We start from the raw sequence: 23,319 nt of genomic DNA, 5'->3' as shown, positions 1-23,319 counted from the left end.
GTCTGTACTACGGGCGGTGCTCTTGTCGCTACTTTGCGTCAATCACGTGGCGTCGCCGCGCTGCGCGGCCTCGTAGACGGCCTTCGCCTCGGTCCCGAAATAGGGACCGAACATCCAGTTCGGGGAGAAGTTGTACTTGAAGCTGTTCACCGAGTTGAGGGTGCCGAGGCCGGTGGACTCGTTGAAGTTCAGCAGCCATGGACCGCCGCTCGAACCGCCGGTCATGTTGCAGGTCAGGCCGATTCCCTGGGAGAGCAGGAAGTCGTCGAAGGCCCGCCCGGAGCAGTAGATCAGCCGCGAGCCGTCGTACCGGCCGGAGGCGGGATAGCCGAAGGAGTACATCTGCTGACGCCGCCCCTGGTTGAACGCCACCCCCTGGCCGCCCACCACGTCGGTGAGCAGCTTGCCGTCCAGCGGGGCCACCACGGCGGCGGCCATGTCGCCGTTGACGTCCTCGCGCGAGTTCCAGCCCGGCGTGGTGATCAGCCTGGTGGCCACCCAGGTGCCGTGGGGCCGCTCGCCCTCGTTGTAGCCGGGCACGAACACCCAGTTGGAGTGGAAGGCGCCGCCCAGCTTCACGCAGTGCCCGGCCGTCAGCACGACGCTCTTGTTCGCGCTGGTCACGGCGCTGCCGGAGCACGAGGCGTTGCGCCCCTGGTAGGTGAAGAAGATCCGTCCCGTGGTCATCGTCACCGCGCCGCCCCGGGTCCACGCGGTCCCCGAGCTGTTGGGCGCGGCGGCCTGCTGCGCCTGAGCCGGCGCCAGCCTGGCGGCGCTGCCGGGAGCGGTCGGCGTGACCGTCAACGGCGACCCCCCACTCACCCGCCCCTTCGCCGGCGCCCCCACCGAGGCGCTGAACTGCACGCCGTTGGTCCTCTTGGCCAGAACGTCGATCGGCGTGGCCGCCTCCATCCGCGCCTCGGTCCAGTAGCTCGCGACCGTACGCTGCTCGGTCCTGGTGTCCGCCGCCTCCCTGGAGATCGGCTTCGGTGCCCGCGTCTCCTGTACGCCGGACGCGCCACTAGCGCCATGCGCGACGCCCGCATTCAGCAGGGCCCCTCCGGCGACAAGGGTGAGAATGGGCACGATACGTGCCGTGCGGTGCATGTATACCTCCCGAGACCGGATTTGCTGACTGCGGACGTTAGTAGGGGAGATATCCCTATTGCTCAGTATTCGCCGAGAAAGATATAGGTGAATTCGGACATCAACCACAGCATTAACGGGGGTCTCGGGCGTCCGTACTTTCTATACTGATATTCCATAGTCACTGGCACAAATCCGATATATGTGCCAGACGGAACCCCGACCCCCCGGAGGGCCGAAAGCGACGCCCAGAGCCCCGGCGACGGCGAGCCGCGACCCGGCACGCAGCCCAGGCAGTCACCTCCAGCCCTGCTCACGCGCCAGCGGCCCTCACCCCCCACCCGCCCCCGCGCTCCCTCAGGTGACACCCCTCTCCGTGCCCGGGGTGACACCCGCCCTCGGCGCCCTTCGCCCGAAGCGGCTGCCCCGTACCCTGCCGGCAGGTGCGCGCTCCTGCGGTCGGGCTGCGGGGGGTGAGGGGGTGCGGGACAATGGGGCGGTGCAGCCAGATAGCAGTCGTCGTGTTGTCCTGCTCGGGTCTACCGGGTCGATCGGCACTCAGGCGCTCGATGTCATAGCGCGCAACCCGGGGCGGTTCAGGGTCGCGGGGCTTGCGGCGCGTGGCGGGCGGGTGGATCTGCTGGCGCGGCAGGCGGCCGAGTTCGGGGCCGAGGTCGTGGCGGTGGCCGATGCCGGGGTGGTGCCGCGGTTGCGGGAGGCGCTGGCGGGGCTGGGGGCTCGGGCCGAGGTGCTGGCCGGGGCCGAGGGGGTGGCCGAGGTGGCGGCGTGGCCGTGCGATGTCGTGTTGAACGGCATCGACGGGGCGCTGGGGCTGTCCTCGACGCTGGCGGCGCTGGAGGCGGGGCGGGTGCTGGCGCTGGCCAACAAGGAGTCGCTGATCATGGGCGGGCCGCTGGTGAAGCGGCTGGCCAAGCCGGGGATGCTGGTGCCGGTCGACTCCGAGCACTCGGCGCTGGCGCAGTGCCTGTGGGCCGACGGGCCGTGGGGGTACGACGGGCAGGTCGGCGCGCGGCAGGTGCGCAGGCTCATCGTGACGGCCAGCGGCGGGCCCTTCCGCGGACGCACCCGGGCCGAGCTGGCCGGGGTGACGCCGGAGCAGGCGCTCGCGCACCCCACCTGGTCGATGGGGCCGGTGATCACGGTCAACTCGGCGACGCTGGTGAACAAGGGGCTGGAGGTCATCGAGGCCCACCTGCTCTACGACATCGGGTTCGACCGGATCACGGTGGTGGTGCACCCGCAGTCGGTGGTCCACTCGATGGTGGAGTTCACCGACGGCTCGACCATCGCGCAGGCGAGCCCGCCCGACATGCGGCTGCCGATCTCGCTGGCGCTGGGGTGGCCCGAGCGGGTGCCCGGGGCGGCGCCGGCGGTCGATTGGACGAGCGCGCACACCTGGACCTTCGAGCCGCTGGACGACGAGGCGTTCCCGGCGGTCGCGCTGGCGCGGCAGGTCGGCACGGCGGGCGGCACGGCGCCGGCGGTGTACAACGCGGCCAACGAGGTGTGCGTGGAGGCGTTCCGGGCCGGGCGGCTGCCGTTCCTCGGCATCGTCGACACTGTGGCCGAGGTGGTCGCGGCGCACACGCCCGCTCCGGCCGACTCCGTGGAGGAGATCCTGGACGCCGACGCCTGGGCGCGGGCGCGCGCCGGCGAGCTGGTCGCCAGGTGACCGCCGGGGTTCGCGATATTTCTGGGTTTGTGGTGAAGTGTGGGTGGCTTGGGGGAGATGAACTCCTCACGGCAGGGCGGTGACGTGCTCCACAGGCGGGAACCGCGGCCTTCTGGACTACCTAGACTTGGGGCGTCCGGAAAGTGCGGCTGTCAGGCAGGCCGCGTCGCCAACCAGTCAAGGTGCTGAGATGTCTGTTGATCTTGGGATTCCCTCCGTGCGGACGCGTCCCCTCGCCGAGCGCAGGAGGTCGCGGCAGATCATGGTCGGCTCGGTTCCGGTGGGCGGCGACGCTCCCGTGTCCGTGCAGTCGATGACGACGACCGTGACCGCCGACGTGAACGCCACCCTGCAGCAGATCGCCGAGCTGACGGCCGCGGGTTGCCAGATCGTCCGCGTGGCGGTGCCCTCGCAGGACGACGCCGACGCGCTGCCGGTCATCGCCCGCAAGTCGCAGATCCCCGTGATCGCCGACATCCACTTCCAGCCGAAGTACGTCTTCGCCGCCATCGAGGCCGGGTGCGCCGCGGTGCGCGTCAACCCGGGCAACATCAAGAAGTTCGACGACAAGGTGGGCGAGATCGCGCGGGCCGCCGCGGCCAACGGCGTGCCGATCAGGATCGGGGTGAACGCGGGCTCCCTCGACCCCAGGCTGCTGCGGAAGTACGGCAAGGCCACCCCCGAGGCGCTGGTCGAGTCGGCGCTGTGGGAGTGCTCGCTGTTCGAGGAGCACGGCTTCCGCGACATCAAGATCTCGGTCAAGCACCACGACCCGGTCGTGATGATCCAGGCGTACCGGCAGCTCGCCGCCAAGTGCGACTACCCGCTGCACCTCGGCGTCACCGAGGCCGGCCCGGCCTTCCAGGGCACGGTGAAGTCGGCGGTGGCGTTCGGGGCGCTGCTGGCCGAGGGCATCGGCGACACGATCCGGGTCTCGCTGTCGGCGCCGCCGGTCGAGGAGGTCAAGGTCGGCATCGCGATCCTGGAGTCGCTCAACCTGCGCGAGCGCGGCCTTGAGATCGTCTCCTGCCCCTCCTGCGGGCGCGCCCAGGTGGACGTGTACACCCTGGCCGAGCAGGTGCACGCCGGGCTCGACGGGCTGAAGGTGCCGCTGCGGGTGGCCGTGATGGGCTGCGTCGTCAACGGCCCCGGCGAGGCGCGCGAGGCCGACCTCGGCGTCGCCTCCGGCAACGGCAAGGGCCAGATCTTCGTCAAGGGCGAGGTCGTCAAGACGGTGCCCGAGTCGCAGATCGTCGAGACCCTGATCGAGGAGGCCCTGCGCCTGGCCGAGAGCATGGGCATCGAGGTCGACGCGGACGGCGAGGGCGCCGGCCCTGAGGTGGTCGTGCACTGACGGTCGCGGGGCCTCGGCCCTGAGGTGGTCGTGCACCGACGGCTGCGGGGCTTCGGTCCTGAGGTGGTCGTGCACCGACGGCTGCGGGGCTTCGGTCCTGAGGTGGTCGTGCACCGACGGTCGCGGGGCTTCGGTCCTGAGACGGTCGTGCACCGACGGTCGCGGGGCTTCGGTCCTGAGGCGGTCGCACTGTCGTCGCGGGGGTTCGGCCCCCCGGGGGCGTGCGGTTACGACCGGCGGATTCGGCTACAGACAGCAATGTGTTGATTACATGATGGCAAGCGTCTTGCGGGCGAGGCGTAGCGGGGCCGTCACGTAGTGGAATATCACCTCTGTCATTTGAGCAGAGGGGAAGCTGTCGAGTGAAGCGAGTCGTCGGCATCGCGGCGGGCATGACGCTGCTGGTAACCGGGATCTGTGCGCACAACGGCGCCGCCGCTGCGGCGCCCGCGGGCGGGGGCGCCGCGGCGCCGGGGCCCGACGTCGCGCGGGCGCCGGGCCTGGAGTGGCGGCCCTGTCCCGAGCCGGCCGCCGACGGGCAGGTCGTGGAGTGCGCGTGGCTGCGGGTGCCGCTCGACCACCGGCACCCCGAGGGCCAGAAGATCAAGATCGCGCTGAACCGGATCAAGGGCACCGCCACCCGGGGCCGCGACCACCTCGGGCCGCTGCTGATCAACCCCGGCGGGCCGGGCGCGTCCGGGCTCGAACTGGCCAAGTACATCGCGCGCACCCTGCCCGCCGGCGTCATCGGCAGGTACGACGTGATCGGCTTCGACCCGCGCGGCGTCGGGCAGAGCGTCCCGGCCCTGAGCTGCGTCGATCCGAAGCGGTACTTCAAGGCGCCGCGTCCCGACGCCGTGGCCAGGAACGCGGCCGAGGAAGCCGTGCTCGTCGGCCGCGCCCGCGCCTACGCCCAGGCGTGCGGCTCCCGGTGGGCGTGGATGCTGCCGTACATGTCCACCGAGCACGTCGCCAGGGACATCGACGTGATCCGCGCCGCCCTCGGCGAGCAGAAGATCAGCTACTTCGGCTACTCGTACGGCACCTACCTCGGCGCCGTCTACGCCAGCCTGTTCCCCGGCCACGTCCGCCGCCTGGTGCTCGACAGCGTCGTCGATCCCGCCGGCGACTGGTACTCCTCCAACATCGCCCAGGACTACGCCTTCGAGCGCCGCCACCGCGACTTCCTCGCCTGGGTGGCCCGGCACAACGCGGTCTACCGGCTGGGCGACGACCCCGAGGCGGTGCGCGTGGCCTACTACGCCATGCGCGACCGGCTGCGCGCCCACCCGGCCGGCAAGGTGATCGGGCCGAGCGAGCTGGACGACATCTTCACCGTCGGCGGCTACAACAACACGGTCTGGCCCGAGCTGGCCGCGGCCTTCTCGGCGTACGTCCGGCAGGGCGACGGCGGGAAGCTGGTCGAGGCGCAGCGAAAGCACGCGCAGAACGGCCCCAAGGAGGAGAACGGCTACGCCGTCTACCTGTCGGTGCAGTGCCGCGACTCCACCTGGTCGCGCGACTGGAACTCCTGGCGCGCCGACATGATCCGGGTGAACCGCGCCGCGCCGTTCATGACCTGGCCGAACGCCTGGTACAACGCGCCGTGCGCGTTCTGGAGCGTGCCGGGCGGCACCCCGCCGCGGATCACGGCGAGCCCCAAGCTGCCGCCGGTGCTGATGTTGCAGTCGCGCCGCGACGCCGCCACGCCGTACGAGGGGGCGCTGCGGATGCGCAGGCTCTTCCCGAACGCGCGCATGGTGGTCGAGCCCGGCGGCAACCACGGCGTCTCCCTGGGCGGCAACGCGTGCGTGGACCGGCACCTCGCGGCGTACCTGCGTGACGGCACGCTGCCGGCGAGCCATGTCCGCCCGGTCGCCGGGCCCGACGCGAGCTGCCCTGCCAACGCCGCGCCGCGTCCGGCCGACAAGGCCGCGGCCTGAGCCGCGACCTGAGCCAAGGGCGATGACGACGGGCGACAACACGAGGGGTCTGGGGCGGTTCCTGCCAAATTGAAGGAGGTCGCGTACGCTTGGCGCGTGATGCTGCGTACATCGGCGTCGCGCGTGCTCGACGACAACGACCGGGACGAGGTCCTCGCGATCCTCGACACCGATCCGGTCGCCAACGTCTTCGTCGCCTCGCGGGTCAGGTCCGTCGGGTTGAACCCGGCCCGGCTCGGCGGCCAGATGTGGGGGTTCGGCCCGCGCGGGGCCATGACCTCCCTGTGCTACGCCGGCGCCAACCTGGTGCCGGTGAACGCCGGCCGTGAGGCCGTGCTGGCCTTCGCCGACCGTGCCCGCCGCCAGGGGCGGCGCTGCTCGTCCATCGTGGGTCCCCGGGAGGCGGTGGAGCCGCTGTGGGAGCTGCTCGAACCGCACTGGGGGCCGGCGCGGGCCGTACGGTGGGCGCAGCCGGTGATGACGATCTCCGGCGCGCCCCGCGTGCCGCCCGACCCCTACGTCCGCCGCGTGCGCCCCGAGGAGTTCGACATCCTGCTCCCGGCCTGCGTGGCCATGTTCACCGAGGAGGTGGGCATCTCGCCCGACACGGGCGACGGCGGCGCGCTGTACCGGACCCGGGTGGCCGAGCTGATCCGCATCGGCCGCTCGTACGCCCGGATCGACAACGGCAAGGTGATCTTCAAGGCCGAGATCGGCGCGGTCACCCCGCAGGCGTGCCAGATCCAGGGCGTGTGGGTGCACCCCGAGCACCGCGGCAAGGGGCATGCGGCGGCCGGCATGTCGGCACTGGTCATCCAGGCGCTCGGCTGCTTCGCGCCGCTGGTCACGCTGTACGTCAACGACTTCAACGCGCCCGCGCGGGCGGTCTACCGCAAGGTGGGCTTCGAGGAGGTCGGCACCTTCACCTCGGTGCTGTTCTGACCGCGCCCGGCGCGCGGACCAGGCGGGCGAACAGGTGCTCCAGCTCGGCGGCCGGGTCGTCGGTCAGCCCGGCGTGCACCGGCCCGGCCTGGACGACCGTGCTGCGCGGGGCGGTCAGCCAGCGGAACCGGCCGCCGCGCGACTCGCGGGCCAGCGGCCCGGGGGTGTCGTCGCCGCAGGCCCGCTCGTACACCGCCAGCGCCTGGCGCACGGCGGTGACGTCGGCCCCGGGGTCGAGCGCGAGCAGCCGCGCCTCGTCCAGCTCGGCCTTCGCGCACAGGTAGTCGCGGGGCTGGCAGTACACGATCACGCCCGCGTTGATCAGCTCGCCGCGCTCGATCCGCGGCACCACGCGGATCAGCGCGTACTCGTAGACCGCCTTCATCGCGCGCCCCCCTCCGGCAGCCAGGCCCGCGGGCCGTGCGCGCGGGCGAGAAGGTGCTCGATGTACGCCTCGCCCGCGGCGCGGGCGTCGCCGCCCCCGCCGGCGCGCACCAGCCACTCCTCGGGCACCTCGGCGATCACCGCCTCCAGCAGGTCGCGGGTGACCAGCGCGCTCAGCTCGGCGCCCGCCTCGGCCAGGGCCTCCGCGCTCGCGAACGGGGCCAGCACGTGATCGCCGGGGTCGAAGGGGCGCTGCGGGTCGGCGGTGCGCCAGTTGTAGTGGAACCACAGTGCCGCGCCGTGGTCGATAAGCCACACGTTGCGGTGCCATTCGAGCAGGTTGGGGTTGCGCCAGCTCCGGTCCACGTTGTGGATCAGCCCGTCGAACCAGACCAGCCGCGCGGCGAGGGCGCGGTCGGGCTTCCAGGCCAGCGGCTCGAACCCGAGCGCGCCCGGCAGGAAGTCCACCGCGAGGTTCAGCCCCTCGCTGGCCTTGAGCAGGTCCTGGATCTCCTCGTCGGGCTCACGCGCGCCGAGCCGGCCGTCGATCTCGATCAGCTTCAGGTCGGGGGTCCTGAAGCCGAGCCCGCGGGCCAGCCCGGAGCAGATGATCTCGGCCACCAGCACCGGCACACCCTGCCCGGCGCCCCGGAACTTCACCACGTAGGTGCCCAGATCGTCCGCCTCGACGATCCCCGGCAGCGAGCCGCCCTCTCGCAGCGGCACGACGTACCGGGTCGCCGTGATCACATCCACCCAGGCAGGTTATACCCGCGCGACCACCTCCTCGGCGAAGCGTTCCATGGTGGCGAGCTTGAGGGAGAGGGAGCCCTTGGGGTGGGCGGCGCGCTCCTCGGGGGTGGCGAGCCACCAGGGGGCGGCGAGGGTGGCGGTGACGCCCTTGTCCTCGAAGCGGCGGTACGTCGCCGGGTCGGGCAGCACCGCCAGCGGCGCGACGATGTCCAGGGCGTCCTCGTCCCGGCCGTGGTCCTTCAGGTGGCGGCGGAGCGAGGTGAGGACCTGGTCGAGTTGCTCCTCGGTGTAGATCCGGTTGCCGATCCAGCCGTCGCCGAGGCGGGCGGCGCGGCGCAGGGCGGCCTCGCTGTCGCCGCCGATGTAGACCGGGACCGGCTTCGACGGGGTGGGGGCGATCGACAGCGGCGGGAAGGCGTAGTGCGTGCCGGAGTGCTCGACCTGGCCGCCGGCCCACAGGGCGCGCAGCACCGGGATCATCTCGTCGAGCCGTCTGCCGCGGGTGTGGAAGTCCTGGCCGGTCTGGGCGAACTCCTCGGCGCACCAGCCGACGCCCACCCCGAAGGTGATCCGGTCGCCGGACAGCGCGGCGGCGGTGGCCACCTGCTTGGCCACGGTGAACAGGTCCCGGGCCGGGGCGACGTACACGTTGGGGGAGAAGCGCAGGGTGCTGGTGACCGCGGCCATCGCGCCGATCGTGACCCACACCTCGGGCCAGTGGGTCTCGGCGGTCCAGCGCGGGCGGCCGGTGTCGGAGTAGGGGTACGGCGAGGCGAAGTCGGTGTGGAAGATGTGGTCGGAGAGGGTGAAGGTGTCGAAGCCGCACCGCTCGGCGGCGCGGGCCAGCTCGACGTACTGGTCGGTGGGGGTGAACGAGGCGCCCAGCCAGAACCGCACGGTCGCCCCCCTCAGTCCGCGAACTCCGGGATGACCTTGGTGGCGAACAGTTCCAGGTTCCGCTTGACGGTGTCCAGCGGGAGCACGCCCTGCTGTCCCTGCATGAACAGTCCGAACCACTCCAGGTCGGGCATGCGGTCCAGGAGCCGCTGGATGCCCCGCTTGACGTCGTCGGGCCCGCCGAGCAGGGCCATCTCGACCTCGCTCATCCGGCGGTAGTCGCCCTTCTCCGGGCTGATCGGCTTGTGCTTGTCGTCCTCCTTCTTGCGCAGCACCTCCAGGTAGCCGAAGGGGCCGAAGAACGCGGCGAAGTCCTTCTGCATGCCGTGCCCGTAGGTCGCGATGGCCTCCTCGCGGGTGTCGGCCATGCCGACGATCTTCAGGATGCCGGTGTGCTCGCCCAGCTTGTAGTGCCGCCCGCACTTGGCCGACTCCTCCTGGTACAGGCGGGCCTTGGCGGCGTGCTCGTCCGGGTTGGGGGTGAACATCCACGGCAGGATGTCCTCCTGCGCCGCGCGCACCACCGAGCGGTCGGAGATCGTGAACGGCTGCCACAGCTCGGGGTGCGGGTACTGGTACGGCTTGGGGCACACCGACACCGCGCGGATGCGGCCCTGCTCGTCCACCTCGCCGGGGGCGCCGAAGGTCCTGGTCCACTCCAGCGCCGGCCAGCCCTCGATCCCCTCGTACGGCGAGGGCACCTCGTAGTCCAGGACCTCCGACTTGTAGCGCAGCGTGTCCTGGGTCCAGGCCATCTTCATGATCTGCAGGACCTCGCCGAACACGTCGAAGTTGCGGGTGTCGGCCGCCGAGCCGTCCGAGCGGGCCGCCGCGGCCTTCCAGCGCTGGCCGAGCACGTTCATCCACCGGTTCTGGTAGCCGCGGGCCACCCCGAGCCGGAGCCGGCCCTTGCAGAACTGGTCGAGCAGCGCCACGTCCTCGGCGGCCCGGATCGGGTCCCAGGCGGGCAGCACGATGCCGAGCGGGGCGAGCAGGATGCGCTCGGTGCGCGCGGCCAGGTCGGTGAGGAACATCAGCGGGTTGACGGAGAACTCGAAGCCCTCGGAGTGGAAGTGGTGCTCGGTCATCATCAGCGCGTCGAAGCCGATCCGGTCGGCGTGCACGGCGATCTCGCGCACCTCGTGCAGCAGCTTCTGGTACGACTCGGTGTCCCGGCCGATGGGGCGCCTGGCGACGGCGTTGGCTTCCTGGCTGTATCCGGACCCGGGGATCTGCGGGTTGAGGAAGATCGCGAACTTCACTGCAGGCTCCTTAGCCACTCGGTCAGGACAAGTACGAACTCCGCCGGGCGTTCCTCGTGCAGCCGGTGCCCGCTGCCCTCCCACAGCACGACCCGCGAGCGCGGGTCCTTGAACACCCCGGCCTCCCAGGCCGCGTGCTCCCGGTCGAACCGGAAGCTGAGCACCGGGCAGGCCAGCCGGGCGAGGTGGGGGCCCGCGTTGTGCCGCAGGCCGAGCGCGTCCTCCCCGCCGAACATGCCCTCGAACGCCTGCAGCAGCACGTGCGGCGGCGTGGCCAGGATGCGGCGGCGGTGCCACTCGCGGATCCACGCGGGCGTCGCCGGGGTCGCGGTCCACTCGTCGTTGCGCAGGCTCGCCTCGTGCACGTCGGCGCGCATCGCGGCGATCATGCCGGGGAAGGCGGCGGCGACCGCGCCGGCGAAGCCGTATCCGGCGTCCACGGCGACCAGGGCGGGGACCAGTTCCGGCCGCTCGGCGGCGAGGTGGACGACGACGTGGCCGCCCATGGAGTGCCCGACCGGCACGCATCGGGCCACGCCCAGGGCGTCGCACAGCTTCAGCAGGTCGGCGGCCATGGCCCGGGGCTCGTTGCCCGACGGGGGCGCGGAGGAGTAGCCGTGCCCGCGCAGGTCCACGGCGATCACCCGGTGGCGCTCGCGCAGGGCGGGGATGTGGTGGACCCACTCGTGCGAGTCGGCGCCCAGCCCGTGGACGAGCAGCAGCGTCGTCTCGCCGGTTCCGTCGTCGGTGTAGAACAGCCGCGCCTCGCCGAGGTCGGCGTACGGCATCGTCGAGTCCTCCTCCCGTTACCGGGGCGACCGGCTTACGCTGAACGCGGGGCGCGCGCCGCCGCCGGTATGATACCGAGCAATCGCTTGGTTAGCGAGAGGCAGAGATCAGTGGGAGGTGCCGCATGCGGCTGGGTGTGACCGTGTTCGCCACGGATGTGTCGATGCCGATCGCCGACCTGGCCCGCGCGGCGGAGGAGCGCGGGTTCTCCTCGTTGTACGTGCCCGAGCACACCCACATCCCCGTCTCGCGCCGCACCCCGCCCGCCGCCGGCCAGGTCGAGCTGCCCGAGGAGTACCGCCGCACCCTCGACCCGCTGGTGGCGCTGTCCTTCGCCGCCGCCGCGACCGAGCGCATCGGGATCGGCACCGGCATCCTGCTCGCCGCGCAGCGCGAGCCCCTGGTCACGGCCAAGGCCATCGCCACCCTGGACCACCTCAGCGGCGGGCGCTTCGTGCTCGGGGTGGGCTTCGGCTGGAACGTGGAGGAGATCGAGGACCACGGCGTCCCGTACGCCCGCCGCCGCGAGGTCGCGCGCGAGCACGTGCTGGCGATGAAGGCGCTGTGGAGCCAGGACGTGGCCGGCTACGAGGGCCGGCACGTGCGCTTCGAGCCGTCCTGGTCCTGGCCCAAGCCGCACCGCCCTGGCGGCCCGCCCGTCTACCTCGGCGGCGCGGCCGGCCCGAAGCTGTTCGCGCACATCGCCGAGTACGCCGACGGCTGGATGCCGATCGGCGGCCGGGGCGTCAAGGCGGCCCTGCCCGCGCTGCGCGAGGCGTGCGAGAAGGCCGGGCGCCCGATGGCCTCGGTGATCCCGTTCGGCACCGTGCCGAGCCGGGAGAAGCTGGACTACTACGCGGGGCTGGGGATCGAGGAGACGGTGCTGCAGCTTCCCTCCGCGAACGCCGACATCATCCTGACCTCTCTGGACAACTACACCCGCTACTTGTAGTTGCTTGCCATATGACGAGATAGATATGCGCAAATGGTTACATGCGGCGCTTGCTGGTTGACTAGGGCGAATCCCTCCCTTTGAGTGGAGTCGTCGGACATGAGTGGCGGCGAGGGGAGGCTGCCCGTGCCGCAGGCGCAGCCGCTCAGGACGGGGGACCCGGTAAGGCTCGGCGGCTACGAACTCGCCGGCCGCCTGGGTGAAGGCGGGCAGGGCACGGTCTATCTCGGCGTGCGCGCCGAGGATGTGGGGCTGCGGGCCGAACGGTACGCGGTCAAGCTGCTGCACCAGCCCGTGGGCGACGACGAGGCCGCCTTCCTGCGCGAGGTCGAGCTGGCCAAGCAGGTCGCCCGGTTCTGCACCGCCCAGGTGGTGGACGCCGGGGTGGCCGAGGGCCGCCCGTACATCGTGAGCGAGTACGTGGACGGGCCCTCGCTGCACCGCGACGTGGCCGTGGCCGGGCCGCGCTCGGAGGGCGCGCTGGAACGCCTCGCCATCGGCACCGCGACCGCCCTGGCCGCCATCCACCGGGCGGGGATCGTGCACCGCGACTTCAAGCCGCAGAACGTGCTGCTCGGCCCGGACGGCCCCCGGGTGATCGACTTCGGGCTCGCGCGGGCCCTGGACGCCTCGGCCACGCTGAGCGGGCGCGGCGCGGGGACGCCGGCGTACATGGCGCCGGAGCAGGTCGAGGGCCGCCACGTCACCGCCGCCGCCGACGTGTTCGCCTGGGCCGCCACCATCTGCTTCGCCGCCACCGGCCAGGCCCCCTTCGGCCAGGACTCCATCGCCGCGGTCCTGCACCGCATCCTCACCGCCCGCCCCGACACCTCCCAGGTGCCCGGCCGCCTGGGCGAGCTGGTCGAGCGCTGCCTGGCCAAGGACCCGGCCGACCGCCCCACCAGCCGCGACCTCCTCCTCGCCCTGCTCGGCGAGCCCGCCGACCTGCCCGGACGCGCGCCCACCCCGCGTGACTCCCTCCTGGAGGCCGCCGCGTCCGCCGCCGTGCCGCTCTCCTCGGGGCCGGGGTCCTCCGGGTCCTCAGGGGCTTCAGGGTCCTTCGGGGCCTCTGCGCCCTCGGGGTCCTCGGTCTCGCGGTCCCCCGTGTCCGCGCCGTCCGTGGCCTCGGCCGAGCGGACGCATCCCGGGCGGGCGGCGACCCGGGTGTCCATGGCGGTGTCCGGGGCCCTGCTGGTGAGCGCGGCGGTGCTGGTCGCGGTGCTGGTGCCCGCCCTGACCTCGGCCGACGAGCGGCGCGGCGGGGGCGACGGCACCGCCAAGGTCACCGCGGCCCCCTCCGGCCCGGCAGCGGGGGAGAGGACCGGGCCGGCCGGTGAGGAGACCATCCCGGAGGTGGCGCCGCCTCAGCCGGCCCGGCGGGCGGCGCCACCGGTGACGTCACAGGGACCGGCCACGGTGACCGTGCCCGAGCTGCTGGGGCTGGACCGGGCGGGCGCGCTGCGCGCGCTCAAGCGGGCCGGCCTGGTCGCCGGGCCGGTCACCCAGGTGGACTCGGACAAGAGGATCGGCAGGGTGCTGGCCGCCGAGCCCGCCCCGGGCACGGCCGTGGCCACCGGATCGCGGGTGAGCCTGAGCGTGTCGGCCGGGCTGAAGGTGCCCCCGGTGGTGGGGCTCCAGCGGCGGGCGGCCACGGCGGCGATCACCTCGGCCGGGCTGACCGTGGGCGGGGTCACCAGGATGTGCACCGTGAGCGCGCCCGCCGGTCAGGTGCTGTCCAGCACGCCCGCGGCGGGCACGCGGGTGGCGGGCGGCGCGGCGGTGGCGCTGGAGGTGGCCCAGCGCGGCGTGCCGGTCCCCTCGGTGGTCGGCGGCCCCCGCGCCGAGGCCCGGCGCACGCTGAGCGCGGCCGGCTTCACCGTACGGCTCCAGGGGCAGGTGGTGCAGGACCAGCAGCAGGTGGACGCGGTGCTGGCGCAGAGCGTCGGCGCGGGCGTGTGCGCCAAGGAGGGTGCCATCGTCGTGCTCACCGTGGGCATCGAGGGCAGCTCCGGCCCCGGCGAGTCGCCCGGCCCGGACCCCGAGGACCCCGATGGCGGCACGACCGACGACACCGCCGGCGAGCCCACCGACGACCCGGCCGACGGCCGCGCCGGTGATCCGGCCGACGACACCGGCACCGACGGACAGGACGCCGTGGAGGCCCGCGCCGCGGCCCGATGAGACGGCCCGGTGCGACGGCCGGGTTGGCCGGCCCTGAAAAGACGGCGCGGTGAGACGGCCCTGTGCGACGGCGCGGTGAGACGGCGCGGTGCGACGGCGCGGTGCGACGGCCCGGTGCGACGGCCGGGTGAGGCGGTCGGCCCCGGCCCTGAGGGTCAGGGGCGGGAGGCGTGCAGGGCCAGGACCGCGGCGCGCAGGGTCTCGCGCACGGTCTCGTCGGGCAGGTCCATGGTCTTGGCCACGCCGTACTGCAGCGCGCCCAGGATCGCCCAGGCGCGCAGGTGGTCGGCCTCGGTGGGGTCGGGGCCGGCGAGCTTGAGCTCGATCTCGTCGCGGAAGGCCCGGATGGCGTCGCGGTTCGTGCCCGGCTGCGGGATGTCGGCGCCGCTGATGTCCTCCATCAGCAGCCGGATCATCGCCCGGTGCCGGACCAGGAACCGCACCAGCGCGTCGATCAGCGCCTCGTGGTCGGCGCCGAAGTCCGTGTCCACCAGGGCCAGCGCCTCGCCCGCCGCGGGGGCGATGATCTCGGCGGCGAGGCGGTCCTTGGGATGGAAGTGGTAGGCGACCGCGGTCTTGGTCAGCCCCACCTCGGCGGCGATGTCGGCCAGGGACGTGGCGGCGTAGCCGCGCTCGGCGAACAGCCGGCACGCGGCCTGCAGAATCCTGGTCCGCGTCTCGTCGCCGCGGTCGAGTGTGGTCATCGTCTCATTTCCCGATGAGTTACCGATTTCCGGATTTGTCGCGCCTACTCTTGGATGGTAGGTACTGGACGGCCGTACAGGACGCCCGTTTCATCCTGAAAAGTACCCCAATTCCTTCATAGAGGCGGTCAATGATGACTACCCTGCTGGCCGGACTGGGCGGGTGGTGCGCGCGGCACGGCAAGGCCGTGCTCGCGCTGTGGGTGCTCGCCGCCGTCGGACTGACCGCCGCCACGGTGCTTCTCGGCACCCCCACCAGCAACAACGTGTCCATCCCGGACACCGACGCGCAGCGCGCGCACGACCTGATGCGCGACGGCTTCGGCCCCGGCTACGACCCGGGCGGCACCGTGCAGATCGTCCTGTACGCCGAGGACGGCCCGCTCACCGACGAGCCGCGCCGCGAGGCGGTCGAGGAGGCGGTGGACGCCATCGCCGAGCTGCCGCACGTCGTGGAGGTGCAGGACCCCTACCGCATCGGCGGCATCGCCTCCAGCCTGCGCATCGGCCTGATCACGGTACGCCTCCAGGGGCACGACTCCAGCAAGCAGGCCGAGACCACCGAGAAGCTGTCCCAGGCCGCCGAGCCGGTGCGCCGGGCCGGGATCGAGGCCGTCCCCGCCGACTCCTCCACGCCCGCGGACAAGGAGATCAAGACCGGGCCGAGCGAGATCATCGGCGTGGTCTGCGCGCTGCTGGTGCTGCTGTTCGCCTTCGGCACGCTGGTCGCCGCGATGATCCCGATCTTCACCGCGCTGGTCAGCATCGCGGTGGGCCTGGGCGTGATCGGCCTGCTCGGGCACGTGGTGGACGTGCCCAAGCAGGCGTCCATCATGGCCACGATGATCGGCCTGGGCGTCGGCATCGACTACGCCCTGTTCCTGCTGTCGCGGCACCGCAAGCTGCTGGCCGCCGGGGTCCCGGTGCACGAGGCCGTGCGCAGGACCGTGGCCGGCTCCGGCGGCGCGGTCGTCTTCGCGGGCGGCACCGTCATGATCGCGCTCAGCGCGCTGATGCTCGCCGGGTTCCCGCTGCTGCGCACGCTCGGCTGGATCACCGGCATCTCGGTGGTGTTCGCCGTGCTCACCGCGATCACGCTGGTGCCCGCCCAGCTCGGGCTGCTCGGCCACCGGGTCAACGCGCTGCGCCTGCCGCTGGTCGGTCCCCGCACCCGCGGGGAGCACGCCGCCTCCGGGTGGGCGTCGCTCGGCAGGTGGGTCTCGGCGCGGCCGTGGCGGGTGCTCGCGGGCACGGTCGTGGTGCTGGGCGCGCTGGCCGCCCCCGCCCTCGCGCTCGACCTCGGTTCCCTGGACGACGGCTACGCCGATGAGGGGACCCCGGCGCGGCGGGCGTACGAGCTGATGGCCACGGGCTTCGGGCCCGGTTTCAACGGGCCGCTCGTCGTGGTCGGCGCGCTGGACCGGCCGGTCGCCGACACCACCCCCGCCGACCCGCTCGTCCAGGTGCTCCAGCAGCGGGTCGCCCAGGTGGACGGCGTCGCGCACGTCGCCACGCCCAAGCTGAACGAGGCCGGCACCGCGGTGCTGATCCAGGCGATCCCGGAGTACGCGCCCAGCGACGACCGGGCGGCCGAGGTGGTGCGCGCGGTGCGCACGATCGAGCTGCCCGGCGTCGATGTGCACGTCGGCGGCGAGGTCGCCGGGCTCACCGACGCGGCCGACCGCATCTCCGAGCGCACCCCGCTCGTGATCGGCGTGGTGGTGCTGCTGAGCGCGTTCCTGCTGCTGCTCGCCTTCCGCGCCCCGGTGGTGGCGATCAAGGCGGCGGTGATGAACCTGGTCTCGCTCGGGGCGGCGTTCGGCGCGCTGGCCCTGGTGTTCTCGCTCGGGCTGGGCAGCAGGCTCGTCGGCATGGACCCGCCGCCGTCGGCGAGCGCGTCGTACGTCGAGGTGCTGTTCTTCTCGGTGCCCATCGACGGCTACGTGCCGGTGATGCTGTTCGCGGTGCTGTTCGGGCTGTCGATGGACTACGAGGTGTTCCTGCTGACCTCGGTGCGGCAGGCGTACCTGCGCCACGGCGACAACCGCCGCGCCGTCGCCGAGGGCCTGGGCTCGACCGGGCGTGTGATCACCTCCGCTGCGCTGATCATGGTGGCGGTGTTCGTGGCGTTCATCGCCTACCCCGATCCGCTGGTGAAGGTGTTCGGCGTCGGGCTGGCGGTGGCCATCGCGGTGGACGCGACCATCATCCGCGGCTTCCTGGTGCCCGCGACGATGGCGCTGCTCGGCCGGCTGAACTGGTGGTGCCCGCGCTGGCTGGACCGGCTGATCCCGCCGCTGTCGGTGGCCGAGCACGCCGAGGACGACGACGACCAGGCGCCGCCCGAGCGTGCCCGGGAGCTGGTGGCCACGCCATAGCCCGCCCCGAGTGGCTCCACCAGCCCGGCCGGCTCAGCCGAACACGATCACGCTGCGCGCGACCGTGCCCCGCCGCACGTGGTCCACGGCCTCGTTGATCCGCTCCAGGGGCAGCCGCTCGGAGATCAGCCCGCCCAGGTCGAGCCGGCCGTTGGCGGCCAGGGCGGCGAGCATCGGCAGGTCGCGGGCGGGGGAGGCGTCGCCGCCCTGGGTGCCCATGAGCCGGCGCGAGGCGAACAGCAGGCCGGGCTCGATGGACAGCCGGTCGCCGGCGGGCGGGCTGCCCACCATGACCGTGGTGCCGCCGGGCCGGGTCGCGGCCATGGCCCGGCCGAGCACCCCGGCGACGCCGGTGACGTCGAAGGCGTAGTCGGCGCCGCCGCGCACGATGGCGCCCACCCGCTCGGCCAGGTCCTCCCCGGCGAGCACGGCGTGCGTGGCGCCGAAGCGGCGGGCCAGGTCCAGCTTGTGCTCGGCGATGTCGGCCGCGATGATCGTGGTCGCCCCGGCCAGCACCGCGCCCTGGACCACGTTCAGGCCCACGCCGCCGCAGCCCACCACGAGCACGCAGGCGCCCGGCCGTACCTCGGCGACGTTCAGCACCGCGCCGACCCCGGTCACGACGCCGCAGGCCAGCAGGGCCATCTCGGCCGGAGGGGCGTCCGGGCCGATCTTCACGCACATCGCCTCGTTGACGACGGCGTACTCGGCGAAGGAGCCGATGCCGATCATCGTGCGCGCGCCCACGCCGTCCACGACGATCCGGGTGGAGCCGTCGCGCATCGTGCCGGTGATCGCCGCCAGCCGCTCCGGGGCGGCGCACAGGTGGAACCGGCCCGCGGCGCAGGAGCGGCACCGGCCGCACGGCCCGTTCATCGCGATGATCACGTGGTCGCCCTCGCGTACGCCGGTCACGCCGGGCCCGGTGCTCTCCACGACGCCCGCGCTCTCGTGGCCGAGCACGAACGGCAGGCCGCGTACGGCGGGGCTGTTGCCGTCCATGGCCTTGATGTCGGACCCGCACACCCCCGACGCCGCGATCCGCACCCGCACCTCGCCGGGCCCCGGATCGGCGATCTCGACCTCGCGCACCTCCAGCGGCGCCTTGAACTCGGTGAGCACGGCCGCCCGCATCCGCATCATGCTCGCGACGGTAGCCATTGCACGTCACTCAAGCAAGCGTTTGGTGCACACCGTTGACCGCCCCCGCGAGGCGAACTTACGCTGACCGAAACCAAGCGAGCGCTAGGCCAAAAGTGGTATGCGCCGCGGCCGACGACAGGAGGTCGCATGCGACGGCGGACTGTGCGACTGGCAGGACTGGTGGCCGCGGCGGCCCTCGCCGCCGCCGGCTGCGCGGCCGAGCAGCGGGCCGGGGGCACCGGAACGGGCGCGGCGGGGGAGGCGGCGGGGGTGACCGGCACCGCGGTCAGGGTCGGCGGCGTGCTCACCAAGACCAGCGCGAGCGGGTACTCCACCAAGGACGCCGAGATCGGCGCCAGGGCCAGGTTCGAGCGGGCCAACGCGGCGGGCGGGGTGCACGGCCGGAAGATCGAGTTCGTCGGCGCCGAGGACGACAACCAGGACGCCGCCAAGGGCGACGCCGCGGCGAAGAAGCTGGTCCAGCGCGACAAGGTGTTCGCCCTGGTCCCGGTGCACGCGCCCAACTTCGGCGGCGCGGTGTTCCTGGAGCAGAACGGGGTGCCCTGGTTCGGCTGGGCGACCGGCCCGCAGTGGTGCGGCACCCGGACCGGCTTCGGCTACAACGGCTGCCTGGCCCCCAAGACCGGCGCGGGCTCGCAGACCTGGTGGGGCCACCAGATGGCCGACCTGGTCGGCGGGTCCGAGGGCAAGACCGTCTACGTGCAGACCACCGACTCCAGCGGCAGCAAGTACGGCGGCAAGACCATCTCCCAGTCCTTCCAGGCCGCCGGGTTCACCCTGGTCGGGCTGAACTCCGGGCTGCCCGCCGCCGCGCCGCCGCCCGACTGGCTGCCGTACGTGAACAAGATCATGACCTCCGACGCGGGCGGCCCGCCCGACATCGTCGTGTCCATCATCGCCGGCACCAAGTTCAACACCGGCCTGTACGCCGTGCTGAAGAAGGCCGGCTACAAGGGGCTGCTCACCGACGCCACCAGCTATGACGTGGCCATCCTGAAGGACCCCGCCACCGCGCGGGCGCTGGACGGCGTGATCGCCGCGCCGATGTTCGAGCCCTTCGAGTCGAGCGCCCCGGAGATCACCCAGCTCAAGGCCGACGTGGAGAAGGTCGCCCCGGGCGCCGAGCTCACCCAGCACCTCGCGATCGGCTACTGGGCCGCCGACATCTTCCTCAAGGTGCTGGAGCAGACCGGCAGGGACCTGACCAGGGAGAAGTTCCTGGCCACCGCCAACGGCGGCTTCACCTACGAGAACGCGGGCTTCGGCAGGATCTCCTACCCCAAGGACCACAGCGAGCCCAACGGCTGCGGCGCGCTGGTCGAACTGGAAGGCGGCGCGTTCAAGGTGGCCAGGAACATGAAGTGCTTCGCCAACGTCCCGCTGAAGTAGCCGGCCATGGCGGAACTGCTCGGCTATCTCGCCAGCGGCCTGGTCACCGGGGCCGTGTTCGCGCTCATGGCCTCGGGGCTGACCCTGTCCTACTCCGCGACGGGCGTGTTCAACTTCGCGCACGGCGCGATCGGCTTCCTGGCCGCGTTGCTGTTCTTCGAGCTCACCGTGGGCTTCGGCTGGCCGTCCTGGCTGGCCGGCGTGGCGGCGATAGCGGTGTTCTCGCCGCTGCTCGGCTACGTGCTGCACCGGGCGATGTTCCGCGGCCTGGCCCAGGCAGGCGAGACCGCGCAGATCGTGGGCACGATCGGGCTCACCATCGCGCTCCCCGCGCTGGGGTTGTGGCTGGTCGAGCTGGCCGCCGAGCCCCTCGGCCTGCCCCCGGCCGACGCCACGTCGCTGCCGCGCGGGCTCGGGCCGTACCCGGCCGAGACGTTCTCGGTCGCCGGGGTCGGGCTGGACTCCGACCAGCTCATCACCTTCGCCTTCGCCGCCGCCGCCGCGGTCGCGCTGTGGGCGTTCATGCGGCACACGCCGTACGGGCTGCGCATGCGGGCCTCGGTGGACCGGCGGCGGCTGGCCACGCTGCGCGGCATCGACGCCGACGCGTCCTCGGCCCTGGCCTGGACGCTCAGCTCCACCCTGGCCGGGCTGGCCGGGGTGCTCGCGGTCGTCACGCTCGGCCTGGACTCCACGGCGTACACGGTGATGCTCTTCGTCTCGGCGACCGCCGCCGTGTTCGGCCGGCTGCGCTCGATCCCGTGGACCTTCGCCGCCGGACTCGGCCTCGGCGTGGTGCAGAACCTGGTCGCCGGATACGCCGACTTCGCCGAGGACATCACCGGCCTGCGCACCGCCGTGCCGGTGATCCTGCTGTTCGCCGGGCTGATCCTGCTCAACCGCTCCACCGCCAGGGTCGCGGGCTCGGCCGCCGAGGACGCGCCGCCGCCCGACCACCTGGCCGGGCTGCCGCCGTGGCGCCGCCGCCTGCCCTGGGCGCTGGCCCTGGCCGTACTGCTCGGCTGGACCCTCACCCGCTCCGCCGGCGACTTCTACGTGGGCGTGGTCGCGCAGGGGCTCGTACTCGCGCTGATCTTCTGCTCGTTCGTGGTCGTCACCGGCATCGGCGGCATGGTCAACCTGGCCCAGGCGTCCTTCGCCGCGATGGCCGCGCTCACCTGCGGCTGGGCGTTCGCGTCCGGGCTGCCGTTCCCGGTGGCGATCCTGCTCGGCGTGCTCGGCGCGACCGCCGTGGGCGTGCTGGTCGCGCTGCCCGCGCTGCGCCTGGGCGGACGGGTACTGACGCTGGCCACGCTGGCGCTCGCGCTGCTCGCCGACCAGGTGCTGTTCCAGGTGGACGCGTTCAGCAACGGCACGATCGGCTGGCCGATGCCCGCCATCGGGCTCGGCTTCACCGACACCACCGACCCGCGCGTGCGCGTGGTGCTGCTGCTCGCGCTGATCGGCCTGGTCGCGCTGCTGGTGCGCAACCTGGAGCGCTCGGCGTCGGGGCGGGCGATCCTCGCCGTGCGCTCCGCGCCCGCCGCCGCGACCACCTCGGGCATCTCCGCGCCCCGGACCAAGATCCTGCTGTTCGCGCTGGCCTCGGCCATCGCCGGGCTCGGCGGCGTGCTGTTCGCCACCTCCAAGGGCTCGATCACCGCCACCGACCTGCCCGCGTTCGCGGGGTTCGTCTGGCTCGCGGTGGTCGTGCTGCAGGGCGTGCGCCGGATCGGCGGCGCGGTGCTCGGCGGGCTGATCGCGGCGGTCTTCCCCGAGCTGCTGGCCGGGTGGGGCGTCTCCGCGCACGTCGGCGCGATCCTGTTCGGCACCGGCGGCATGATCCTGGCCCGGCACCCCGACGGCGTGCTCGCCCAGATGGCCGAGGCCCGGAACCGGCTGCTGCGCCGCCGTCCCCCGCCCTCGCCCCCGCGCGCCGAGCCGGCGCTGCGCGACGCCCCGGCCGCCGAGCCCGGCGACGGCTTCCGGATGGAGGGCGTGGTCGCGGGCTACGGCGACGTCACGGTGCTGCGCGGCGTGGACCTGGCCGTGCGCCCCGGCGAGATCGTCGCGCTGCTCGGCGCGAACGGCGCGGGCAAGTCCACCACCTGCGCCGTCGCCGCCGGTGACCTGCCCGTGCGCGCGGGCCGGGTGCTGCTCGGCGGCCAGGACGTCACCCGCTGGCCCGCGCACCGCCGCGCCCGCGCCGGCATCCTGCTCGCCCCCGAGGGGCGCGGCGTCTTCCCCGGCCTGACCGTGGAGGAGAACCTGCGCACCTGGCTGCCCGACCCCGAGCCCGTCTACGAGCGGCTGCCCCGCCTCGCCGAACGGCGCGGCCTGCCCGCGGGCGCGCTGTCCGGCGGCGAGCAGCAGCTCCTCACGCTGGCGCCCGCGCTGGTCCGCCCGCCGCGGGTGCTGATCGCCGACGAGCCCTCGCTCGGCCTGGCCCCGCTCGTCGCCGAGCAGGTCCTCGCCCTGTTCGCCGAACTGCGCGAACACGGCGTGGCCCTGCTGCTCGTGGAGGAGAAGGCCACCTCCGCCCTGGAGCTCGCCGACACGGTCGCCTTCATGAGCCTGGGCACGATCACCTGGACCGGCCCGCGCGCCGCAGTGGACGGCGAACGCCTGACCACCGCATACCTGGGGGTGACCCGGAGATGAGCGACCCGGCCATGAGTACAGCGCTGGCGGTCGAAGGGGTTTCGGTGGCGTTCGGTGGGGTGCGGGCGCTCGCGGACGTCACCTTCGAGGTGCCCGAGGGTCAGGTGTGCGGGGTGATCGGGCCGAACGGCGCGGGCAAGACCACGTTGTTCGACGTGATCTCCGGGCTGCGGCGGCCCGGTGCGGGCCGGGTCCGGGTGGCGGGGGAGGACGTCACGCACGTGTCCGCGGTGCGCCGGGCGCGGGCGGGTCTGCGCCGGACCTTCCAGCGCACCCAGGTGTTCGGCCGGCTGACCGTGGCCGGCAACGTGCTGGCGGCCATGGAGTGGCGGGGCGGCGGCGGGGGCCTGCTCGCCGACCTGGCCGGGCTCCCCGGGCGGCGGGCGCTGGAGCGGCGGCGCGGCGAGCGCGTGGACGAGGTGCTGGCCCTGTGCGGGCTGGACGGCTTGCGCGACGCGTACGCCGCCGCGCTCCCGGTCGGCGCGCGGCGCCTGGTCGAGCTGGCCCGAGCCCTGGCCGACCGCCCGTACGCGCTGCTGCTCGACGAGCCGACCTCCGGCCTGGACGCCGCCCAGACCGCCCGGCTGCGCGAGGTCATCGCCGGGCTGGACACCACCGTGCTCCTGGTCGAGCACGACATGGGCTTCGTGATGGACGTCTGCGACCGCATCGTGGTGCTCGACCTCGGCCGGGTGATCGCCTCCGGCACCCCTGCCGAGGTGCGCGCCGACCCGGCCGTACGGGCGGCGTACCTGGGCACGGGCTGAACGGGCTGAGCCGCGGAGTT

The 23,319-nt window shown here is 73.2% G+C and carries 18 protein-coding genes; 10 read left to right on the top strand and 8 right to left on the bottom strand.

Annotated elements, in window-relative coordinates; genetic code table 11:
• Positions 1–42: 42 nt before the first annotated feature.
• Positions 43–1,086, bottom strand: a complete 1,044-nt coding sequence (locus HNP84_RS14765; protein ID WP_312924807.1) for a trypsin-like serine peptidase — start codon at positions 1,084–1,086, stop codon at positions 43–45.
• A 481-nt stretch (positions 1,087–1,567) separates the two neighbouring features.
• On the opposite strand from HNP84_RS14765, the gene dxr reads away from it, so the two are divergent.
• From dxr to HNP84_RS14745, 4 genes are all read left to right on the top strand, one after another.
• Positions 1,568–2,779 carry a 1-deoxy-D-xylulose-5-phosphate reductoisomerase gene (gene dxr / locus HNP84_RS14760; RefSeq protein WP_376771880.1) on the top strand — a complete coding sequence of 404 codons (1,212 nt, stop codon included), beginning with the start codon at positions 1,568–1,570 and terminating at the stop codon, positions 2,777–2,779.
• A 190-nt stretch (positions 2,780–2,969) separates the two neighbouring features.
• A complete protein-coding gene (gene ispG, locus HNP84_RS14755; RefSeq protein ID WP_185050220.1) occupies positions 2,970–4,133 on the top strand; it encodes a flavodoxin-dependent (E)-4-hydroxy-3-methylbut-2-enyl-diphosphate synthase in 1,164 nt (387 codons plus the stop codon).
• A gap of 362 nt (positions 4,134–4,495) precedes the next feature.
• Complete coding sequence (locus HNP84_RS14750; protein ID WP_312924804.1) at positions 4,496–6,076, top strand: alpha/beta hydrolase; 1,581 nt, start codon at positions 4,496–4,498, stop codon at positions 6,074–6,076.
• Between the two features lie 99 nt (positions 6,077–6,175).
• Positions 6,176–7,018: a GNAT family N-acetyltransferase gene (locus tag HNP84_RS14745; RefSeq protein ID WP_185050302.1), complete on the top strand. Its 843-nt coding sequence runs from the start codon at positions 6,176–6,178 to the stop codon at positions 7,016–7,018.
• Here HNP84_RS14745 and HNP84_RS14740 read toward each other — a convergent pair.
• From HNP84_RS14740 to HNP84_RS14720, 5 genes are read right to left on the bottom strand one after another with little or no spacing between them, the layout of a single operon-like run.
• Positions 6,999–7,403, bottom strand: coding sequence for a DUF3037 domain-containing protein (locus HNP84_RS14740; RefSeq protein ID WP_185050219.1), 405 nt, complete (start codon positions 7,401–7,403; stop codon positions 6,999–7,001). The two genes, HNP84_RS14745 and HNP84_RS14740, sit on opposite strands and share 20 nt — an antisense overlap.
• Entirely contained in the window at positions 7,400–8,158 is a 759-nt protein-coding gene (locus HNP84_RS14735; RefSeq protein WP_185050218.1) for a HipA family kinase, read from the bottom strand. Before HNP84_RS14735 ends, HNP84_RS14740 begins: the two co-directional genes overlap by 4 nt.
• A 9-nt stretch (positions 8,159–8,167) precedes the next feature.
• Positions 8,168–9,052 carry a TIGR03619 family F420-dependent LLM class oxidoreductase gene (locus tag HNP84_RS14730; RefSeq protein WP_185050217.1) on the bottom strand — a complete coding sequence of 295 codons (885 nt, stop codon included), beginning with the start codon at positions 9,050–9,052 and terminating at the stop codon, positions 8,168–8,170.
• A gap of 11 nt (positions 9,053–9,063) precedes the next feature.
• Positions 9,064–10,314, bottom strand: coding sequence for an LLM class flavin-dependent oxidoreductase (locus tag HNP84_RS14725; RefSeq protein ID WP_185050216.1), 1,251 nt, complete (start codon positions 10,312–10,314; stop codon positions 9,064–9,066).
• Positions 10,311–11,102, bottom strand: coding sequence for an alpha/beta fold hydrolase (locus HNP84_RS14720; protein ID WP_185050215.1), 792 nt, complete (start codon positions 11,100–11,102; stop codon positions 10,311–10,313). The genes HNP84_RS14725 and HNP84_RS14720 overlap by 4 nt, the downstream gene beginning before the upstream one ends.
• A gap of 125 nt (positions 11,103–11,227) precedes the next feature.
• Between HNP84_RS14720 and HNP84_RS14715 the strand changes: the two genes are divergently transcribed.
• Together HNP84_RS14715 and HNP84_RS14710 are read left to right on the top strand one after the other, a co-directional pair.
• The gene (locus HNP84_RS14715; protein ID WP_185050214.1) at positions 11,228–12,055 is read left to right on the top strand and encodes an LLM class F420-dependent oxidoreductase; all 828 of its coding nucleotides are present in this window, start codon (positions 11,228–11,230) and stop codon (positions 12,053–12,055) included.
• Positions 12,056–12,154: 99 nt separating this feature from the next.
• Positions 12,155–14,236 (top strand): protein kinase domain-containing protein, encoded by a 2,082-nt coding sequence (locus tag HNP84_RS14710; protein WP_185050213.1) that lies wholly within the window; start codon positions 12,155–12,157, stop codon positions 14,234–14,236.
• A gap of 155 nt (positions 14,237–14,391) precedes the next feature.
• Here HNP84_RS14710 and HNP84_RS14705 read toward each other — a convergent pair whose 3' ends face one another.
• Positions 14,392–14,940, bottom strand: a complete 549-nt coding sequence (locus HNP84_RS14705; RefSeq protein ID WP_185050212.1) for a TetR family transcriptional regulator — start codon at positions 14,938–14,940, stop codon at positions 14,392–14,394.
• Between the two features lie 131 nt (positions 14,941–15,071).
• On the opposite strand from HNP84_RS14705, the gene HNP84_RS14700 reads away from it, so the two are divergent.
• Entirely contained in the window at positions 15,072–17,318 is a 2,247-nt protein-coding gene (locus HNP84_RS14700) for an MMPL family transporter (RefSeq protein WP_246518122.1), read from the top strand.
• Positions 17,319–17,351: 33 nt separating this feature from the next.
• Here HNP84_RS14700 and HNP84_RS14695 read toward each other — a convergent pair whose 3' ends face one another.
• Entirely contained in the window at positions 17,352–18,458 is a 1,107-nt protein-coding gene (locus HNP84_RS14695) for an alcohol dehydrogenase catalytic domain-containing protein (protein ID WP_185050300.1), read from the bottom strand.
• A 150-nt stretch (positions 18,459–18,608) separates the two neighbouring features.
• Here HNP84_RS14695 and HNP84_RS14690 point away from each other — a divergent pair, with 150 nt between their 5' ends.
• From HNP84_RS14690 to HNP84_RS14680, 3 genes are read left to right on the top strand one after another with little or no spacing between them, the layout of a single operon-like run.
• Positions 18,609–19,871 (top strand): ABC transporter substrate-binding protein, encoded by a 1,263-nt coding sequence (locus HNP84_RS14690; protein WP_185050211.1) that lies wholly within the window; start codon positions 18,609–18,611, stop codon positions 19,869–19,871.
• 6 nt (positions 19,872–19,877) lie between these two features.
• The gene (locus tag HNP84_RS14685; protein WP_185050210.1) at positions 19,878–22,532 is read left to right on the top strand and encodes an ABC transporter permease subunit; all 2,655 of its coding nucleotides are present in this window, start codon (positions 19,878–19,880) and stop codon (positions 22,530–22,532) included.
• Between the two features lie 11 nt (positions 22,533–22,543).
• Positions 22,544–23,299 carry an ABC transporter ATP-binding protein gene (locus HNP84_RS14680; protein WP_185050209.1) on the top strand — a complete coding sequence of 252 codons (756 nt, stop codon included), beginning with the start codon at positions 22,544–22,546 and terminating at the stop codon, positions 23,297–23,299.
• Positions 23,300–23,319 lie beyond the last annotated feature (20 nt).

This window comes from Thermocatellispora tengchongensis (assembly GCF_014202315.1).
GTDB classification, from domain to species: Bacteria; Actinomycetota; Actinomycetes; order Streptosporangiales; family Streptosporangiaceae; genus Thermocatellispora; species Thermocatellispora tengchongensis.
The sequence above is the reverse complement of the archived record's forward strand: the minus strand, read 5'-3'. Positions and strand labels throughout refer to the sequence as shown.

Coding starts and splice junctions, on each gene's coding strand:
- ispG (WP_185050220.1), top strand. CDS start 2,970: ATGTCTGTTGATCTTGGGATTCCCTCCGTGCGGACGCGTCCCCTCGCC.
- HNP84_RS14745 (WP_185050302.1), top strand. CDS start 6,176: ATGCTGCGTACATCGGCGTCGCGCGTGCTCGACGACAACGACCGGGAC.
- HNP84_RS14740 (WP_185050219.1), bottom strand. CDS start 7,403: ATGAAGGCGGTCTACGAGTACGCGCTGATCCGCGTGGTGCCGCGGATC.
- HNP84_RS14720 (WP_185050215.1), bottom strand. CDS start 11,102: ATGCCGTACGCCGACCTCGGCGAGGCGCGGCTGTTCTACACCGACGAC.
- HNP84_RS14715 (WP_185050214.1), top strand. CDS start 11,228: ATGCGGCTGGGTGTGACCGTGTTCGCCACGGATGTGTCGATGCCGATC.
- HNP84_RS14710 (WP_185050213.1), top strand. CDS start 12,155: ATGAGTGGCGGCGAGGGGAGGCTGCCCGTGCCGCAGGCGCAGCCGCTC.
- HNP84_RS14705 (WP_185050212.1), bottom strand. CDS start 14,940: ATGACCACACTCGACCGCGGCGACGAGACGCGGACCAGGATTCTGCAG.
- HNP84_RS14700 (WP_246518122.1), top strand. CDS start 15,072: ATGATGACTACCCTGCTGGCCGGACTGGGCGGGTGGTGCGCGCGGCAC.
- HNP84_RS14695 (WP_185050300.1), bottom strand. CDS start 18,458: ATGCGGATGCGGGCGGCCGTGCTCACCGAGTTCAAGGCGCCGCTGGAG.
- HNP84_RS14690 (WP_185050211.1), top strand. CDS start 18,609: ATGCGACGGCGGACTGTGCGACTGGCAGGACTGGTGGCCGCGGCGGCC.
- HNP84_RS14685 (WP_185050210.1), top strand. CDS start 19,878: ATGGCGGAACTGCTCGGCTATCTCGCCAGCGGCCTGGTCACCGGGGCC.
- HNP84_RS14680 (WP_185050209.1), top strand. CDS start 22,544: ATGAGTACAGCGCTGGCGGTCGAAGGGGTTTCGGTGGCGTTCGGTGGG.